Source organism: Aeromonas sp. FL131, from assembly GCF_049860615.1.
Lineage (GTDB): Bacteria > Pseudomonadota > Gammaproteobacteria > Enterobacterales > Aeromonadaceae > Aeromonas > Aeromonas hydrophila.
This window is the reverse complement of record NZ_CP187595.1, coordinates 3,621,501-3,627,500: the sequence shown is the minus strand read 5'-3', so window position 1 is coordinate 3,627,500 and position 6,000 is coordinate 3,621,501. Positions and strand designations below refer to the sequence as shown.

3 protein-coding genes, 1 tRNA gene and 2 rRNA genes (1 of these 6 cut by a window edge) are annotated in these 6,000 nt (G+C 58.4%); 4 read left to right on the top strand and 2 right to left on the bottom strand.

Annotated features, from left to right (window positions below; all coding sequences use genetic code 11):
• From ACPW75_RS16755 to ACPW75_RS16740, 4 genes are all read left to right on the top strand, one after another.
• Positions 1–2,680 (top strand): 23S ribosomal RNA (locus ACPW75_RS16755) (it extends 209 nt beyond the left edge of the window).
• An 81-nt stretch (positions 2,681–2,761) separates the two neighbouring features.
• A 5S ribosomal RNA gene (rrf, locus tag ACPW75_RS16750) occupies positions 2,762–2,876 on the top strand.
• Positions 2,877–2,974: 98 nt separating this feature from the next.
• Positions 2,975–3,051 (top strand) — tRNA-Asp (locus ACPW75_RS16745).
• Between the two features lie 356 nt (positions 3,052–3,407).
• Positions 3,408–3,908: an NUDIX domain-containing protein gene (locus ACPW75_RS16740; RefSeq protein ID WP_077096133.1), complete on the top strand. Its 501-nt coding sequence runs from the start codon at positions 3,408–3,410 to the stop codon at positions 3,906–3,908.
• A gap of 57 nt (positions 3,909–3,965) precedes the next feature.
• Here ACPW75_RS16740 and ACPW75_RS16735 read toward each other — a convergent pair whose 3' ends face one another.
• Together ACPW75_RS16735 and ACPW75_RS16730 are read right to left on the bottom strand one after the other, a co-directional pair.
• Entirely contained in the window at positions 3,966–5,249 is a 1,284-nt protein-coding gene (locus ACPW75_RS16735) for a HAMP domain-containing sensor histidine kinase (protein WP_179101398.1), read from the bottom strand.
• Positions 5,246–5,926, bottom strand: coding sequence for a response regulator transcription factor (locus tag ACPW75_RS16730; RefSeq protein ID WP_077096132.1), 681 nt, complete (start codon positions 5,924–5,926; stop codon positions 5,246–5,248). The genes ACPW75_RS16735 and ACPW75_RS16730 overlap by 4 nt, the downstream gene beginning before the upstream one ends.
• Positions 5,927–6,000 lie beyond the last annotated feature (74 nt).

Sequence of the window (6,000 nt, the reverse complement as noted above, 5' to 3'; positions counted from 1 at the left end):
CCCGAGGAAAAGAAATCAACCGAGATTCCCTCAGTAGCGGCGAGCGAACGGGGATTAGCCCTTAAGCATCTTGGAAGTTAGTGGAACGGTCCTGGAAAGGCCGGCGATACAGGGTGATAGCCCCGTACACGAAAACAACCTTGATGTGAAATCGAGTAGGGCGGGACACGTGACATCCTGTCTGAATATGGGGGGACCATCCTCCAAGGCTAAATACTCCTGACTGACCGATAGTGAACCAGTACCGTGAGGGAAAGGCGAAAAGAACCCCTGTGAGGGGAGTGAAATAGAACCTGAAACCGTGTACGTACAAGCAGTGGGAGCCCTTCGGGGTGACTGCGTACCTTTTGTATAATGGGTCAGCGACTTACATTTTGTAGCGAGGTTAACCGTATAGGGGAGCCGTAGGGAAACCGAGTCTTAACTGGGCGTCTAGTTGCAAGGTGTAGACCCGAAACCGGGTGATCTAGCCATGGGCAGGTTGAAGGTTGAGTAACATCAACTGGAGGACCGAACCCACTAACGTTGCAAAGTTAGGGGATGACCTGTGGCTGGGGGTGAAAGGCCAATCAAACTCGGAGATAGCTGGTTCTCCCCGAAAGCTATTTAGGTAGCGCCTCGGACGAATACTACTGGGGGTAGAGCACTGTTTGGGCTAGGGGGTCATCCCGACTTACCAACCCCATGCAAACTCCGAATACCAGTAAGTAATATCCGGGAGACACACGGCGGGTGCTAACGTCCGTCGTGAAGAGGGAAACAACCCAGACCGCCGGCTAAGGTCCCAAAGTTCTGGTTAAGTGGGAAACGATGTGGGAAGGCTCAGACAGCTAGGATGTTGGCTTAGAAGCAGCCATCATTTAAAGAAAGCGTAATAGCTCACTAGTCGAGTCGGCCTGCGCGGAAGATGTAACGGGGCTCAAACCAGGCACCGAAGCCGCGGATTCACGCTAAGCGTGAGTGGTAGGGGAGCGTTCTGTAAGTCTGCGAAGGTGTGTCGAGAGGCATGCTGGAGATATCAGAAGTGCGAATGCTGACGTAAGTAACGATAAAGGGGGTGAAAAGCCTCCTCGCCGGAAGACCAAGGGTTCCTGTCCAACGTTAATCGGGGCAGGGTGAGTCGACCCCTAAGGCGAGGCCGAAAGGCGTAGTCGATGGGAAGCAGGTTAATATTCCTGCACGACTTGTAATTGCGATGGGGGGACGGAGAAGGCTAGGTGGGCCAGGCGACGGTTGTCCTGGTGAAAGTGCGTAGGTGGTGTTTCTAGGCAAATCCGGAGACACAACACTGAGACACGAGACGAACGCACTACGGTGCGGAAGCCATTGATGCCCTGCTTCCAGGAAAAGCCTCTAAGCTTCAGATTACAAGTCATCGTACCCCAAACCGACACAGGTGGTCGGGTAGAGAATACCAAGGCGCTTGAGAGAACTCGGGTGAAGGAACTAGGCAAAATAGAACCGTAACTTCGGGAGAAGGTTCGCTCTTGACAGTGAAGTCCCTTGCGGATGGAGCAGTTGGGAGTCGCAGTGACCAGATGGCTGGGACTGTTTATCAAAAACACAGCACTCTGCAAACACGAAAGTGGACGTATAGGGTGTGACACCTGCCCGGTGCCGGAAGGTTAATTGATGGGGTTAGCGCAAGCGAAGCTCTTGATCGAAGCCCCGGTAAACGGCGGCCGTAACTATAACGGTCCTAAGGTAGCGAAATTCCTTGTCGGGTAAGTTCCGACCTGCACGAATGGTGTAACCATGGCCATGCTGTCTCCACCCGAGACTCAGTGAAATCGAATTCGCCGTGAAGATGCGGTGTACCCGCGGCTAGACGGAAAGACCCCGTGAACCTTTACTACAGCTTGGCACTGAACATTGAACCTACATGTGTAGGATAGGTGGGAGGCTTTGAAGGCGTGACGCCAGTTGCGCTGGAGCCGTCCTTGAAATACCACCCTTGTATGTTTGATGTTCTAACGCAGGCCCATGAATCTGGGTCGCGGACAGTGCCTGGTGGGTAGTTTGACTGGGGCGGTCTCCTCCCAAAGAGTAACGGAGGAGCACGAAGGTTGGCTAATCCTGGTCGGACATCAGGAGGTTAGTGCAATGGCATAAGCCAGCTTAACTGCGAGACGGACAGGTCGAGCAGGTACGAAAGTAGGTCATAGTGATCCGGTGGTTCTGAATGGAAGGGCCATCGCTCAACGGATAAAAGGTACTCCGGGGATAACAGGCTGATACCGCCCAAGAGTTCATATCGACGGCGGTGTTTGGCACCTCGATGTCGGCTCATCACATCCTGGGGCTGAAGTCGGTCCCAAGGGTATGGCTGTTCGCCATTTAAAGTGGTACGCGAGCTGGGTTCAGAACGTCGTGAGACAGTTCGGTCCCTATCTGCCGTGGGCGTTGGATGATTGAAGGGAGTTGCTCCTAGTACGAGAGGACCGGAGTGAACGAACCTCTGGTGTTCGGGTTGTCACGCCAGTGGCACTGCCCGGTAGCTAAGTTCGGAATCGATAACCGCTGAAAGCATCTAAGCGGGAAGCGAGCCCTGAGATGAGTCATCCCTGACCCCTTGAGGGTCCTAAAGGGCCGTTGGAGACCACAACGTTGATAGGTGGGGTGTGTAAGCGCGGCGACGTGTTGAGCTAACCCATACTAATTACCCGTGAGGCTTAACCATACAACACCCAAGAAGTGTTCTAAGGCTTGTAGCAAATACGAACGAATTACTTACATCAGCTTTCTCAGATTGAAGAATTTGCCTGGCGGCCATAGCGCCGTGGAACCACCTGAACCCATGCCGAACTCAGAAGTGAAACGCGGTAGCGCCGATGGTAGTGTGGCATTCGCCATGCGAGAGTAGGACACTGCCAGGCACCCAATTAAACGGTGATGTGAAGAATCACATTACTGGCTGCGAGGATGACACCTCAATGAAGCGGCAGACAATTTAGCAAAAAGCTAACCAGACAGCGGAGCGGTAGTTCAGTCGGTTAGAATACCGGCCTGTCACGCCGGGGGTCGCGGGTTCGAGTCCCGTCCGCTCCGCCACTAATTTGAAAGGCCTTCCCTGATGGGAAGGCCTTTTTGCTATCTGGTTTTGGCGAATGAAATAAGGAAACAAAGGACCACAGACAGGGCTGCGACTTGCCACTGGCAACTCGGTCCCTGTCTGTTGTCCTTTGTGCTTGAGCCGGACTCAGTCCGTCTCCCCGTCCGCTCCGCCACTACTTAAGAAGCCGAGTCTAACGACTGGGCTTTTTTTCGTTTGATTCCCTCTGTATTACCCCTTCTCCCTCTTTATATCCTGCGGATTTATCACGCTATGGGTGTTGTGCCTCAAGGCTTTCCATCGGGGATGGGGTTCGGCATACAATGCGCCTTTGGTGTCAGATGGGAGTCCCCCTATGTTTTGTCCGCGTTGTGGTTCTGGATCGCTGCAACAGCACAGCGAGAAAGAGTTTGCCTGTGGCTGTGGTTTTCACTATTTCCAGAATGTGGCGTCGGCCGTGATGGCGGCGCTGTGCTGGCAGGACGAGCTGCTGGTCGCGGTGCGGGCCCGGGATCCCGGCCGGGGCTTGCTGGATCTGCCGGGCGGCTTCGTCGATCCAGGCGAATCGCTGGAGGAAGCCTTGGTAAGGGAGCTCAAGGAGGAACTGGGACTGGATCTGACGGGGGAGACGCCGCGCTACCTGGGCTCCTATGCCAACGTCTATCCCTATGACGAGGTGACCTATCACACCTGCGACACCGTCTTTCTGCTGGAGTTGGCGCACAAGCCTTTGGTGGTAGCGGCCGACGATGTGGCCGCCTGTGAGTGGCGCAAGCTGGCCGGGATTTCGCCCACCGAGTTTGCCTTCCGTTCCACGGGTGCAGCCATCGGCCAGCTGCAAAGATTGCGGGGATGAGTACCTGCCTCACAGCTTTCGAACGAGGCGACCAGATGGCTGAGCTGGAATAAGGGGCTAGCCCGGCAGGTGGAGGGTGACGATCAGGCCGCCCTCTTCACCGTTTCTGGCGTCGACCCGTCCGCCCTGGGCCTGGATCGCCTTGCGGGTGATGGCCAGGCCCAGCCCATAACCCTTGCCTGCTGCGGGGGAACCGATCCGCACGAAGGGATCGAAGATGCTGGAGAGCTTGCTCTCATCCACACCCATTCCCTGATCCGCTACCTCGACGATAAACTCATCGCCCTGCCGCATCAGGGTCAGGCGGATAGTCTGGCCCGCTTGCGAGAAGCGCAAGGCATTGCGCAGCACGTTGTCGAGGGCCCGGCGGATCAGCTCCGCCTGTCCGCAGACTGTATATTCCTGGGTCTCATCCACCCAGGTTTTGATCTCGACGCCCATGTGCTGCGCCTCGTAGCGGGCATCGCTCACCACGGCGTCGACCAGCCCCTGCAGATCGTAATACTCCTCGCCGTCCCGCTCGCCATGGCCGGCACGGGTGAGGGTCAGCAGTTCGCCGATCATCTTGTCCATGCGCTGGGTCTCGAGCTGGATCCGCTCGAGGGATCCCTCGATCCTGACCGGATCCTGCTGGGCGAGGCCGATGGCCAGCTGCAGCCTGGCAAGGGGGGAGCGCAGCTCGTGGGAGACGTCGTGCAGCAGCTGCTCGCGGCTCTCTACCAGCAGTTGCAACCGCTCGGCCATGGCATCGAAGTCGCGGGCCGCATCGCTGATCTCGTCGTGGCGCCGCCGCATGGCGGGGTAGAGGCGCACTGCCAGATCCCCCTGGGCGAGGCGCTCGAATCCCTGCCGGAAGCGGTTCATGGGGCGGGTCAGGTGCCAGGCGAGCAGGGCGCTGAAGAAGAGGCCGCCAAGCCCGCCGATCCACCACATGGGTGGTGGCATGTTGAGCCAGTTGCGGCGGGGCTGGGGTGGTGCCAGCAACTGCTGCAGGCCGGCACTGTCGTAGTCGAGCCGGTAGTGCCGGCCATCGGCTCCCAGCAGGATGCGGTCGTCCTGTGTTGTGGATGGCTCTGCAGCGATCGGTTCAAGCTGCAGCAGCCTTCGCTCCTGGGCCGGCCAGCTGGCCTGCAGGGCCGCAACCGCAGCCGGTCCCTGCCGCTGCAACAGGCTGGCGGCGGCTGCCAGCTGACGTTCGGCCAGCTGGTTTGCCATCCGCTGCTCTGGCGGCCCTTCGTGGCGATAGAGGCTGAACGCCACCCACAGCAGCTGGCTCATCATGATGATGGTGAACCAGAAGCCGAACAGGATCTTCCAGAACAGGCGCCCCTTGAGGATCATGCCAGCCGGTATCCTATGCTGCGCACCGTCTCGATGCCGATGGCTTCCCCCGCCAGGGCCTGCAGCTTCTGGCGGATGTTGCAGATGTGCACGTCGACGCTGCGATCATAGGGCTCGCGCGGGCGGCCGAGCCCGTGCAGGGAGAGCTCATCCTTGCTGACCACCCGCTCTGGGGATCGCAGCAGCAGTTCCAGCAGGTTGAACTCGGTGGCGGTCAACTCCAGCGGCTGCGCCTGCCAGTGACACTGACGGCTGGCGGGGGAGAGCACCAGCTCACCAAGGCGCAGACCCTGCTCTTTGCCCGGATGGGCGGGGGCTGGCTCGACCCGGCGCAGCACAGCCCTCAGCCTGGCCACCAGTTCCCGCGGGTAGCAGGGCTTGGGCACATAGTCATCGGCCCCCATCTCCAGCCCGATCACCCGATCGATGTTGTCCCCCTTGGCGGTGAGCATGATGACGGGGATCCGGCTGTCGCGGCGGATGTGGCGCAGCACCTCGCTGCCATTCAGATCAGGCAGCATGATGTCGAGCACCACGGCGGCATAGTTGCCGGAGAGGGCGTGCTGCACGCCGCTCTTGCCGGTCAGCACATGAGTGGTGGCAAAGCCTTCGCCAGCTAGGTATTCGCTCAGCATGGTGCCAAGCTCCAGATCATCGTCCACCAGCAGGATCTTCATCGCTCTTCTCCGTCTCGGGTTGGCGCCATTTTCCCGTGTCCGTCTCCGCCTGACAGCTGCTTTTACGCAATCCT

Excerpts from the sequence above, each read along its gene's own strand:
- ACPW75_RS16730 (WP_077096132.1), bottom strand. The coding sequence starts at position 5,926 with ATGAAGATCCTGCTGGTGGACGATGATCTGGAGCTTGGCACCATGCTG.
- ACPW75_RS16740 (WP_077096133.1), top strand. The coding sequence starts at position 3,408 with ATGTTTTGTCCGCGTTGTGGTTCTGGATCGCTGCAACAGCACAGCGAG.
- ACPW75_RS16735 (WP_179101398.1), bottom strand. The coding sequence starts at position 5,249 with ATGATCCTCAAGGGGCGCCTGTTCTGGAAGATCCTGTTCGGCTTCTGG.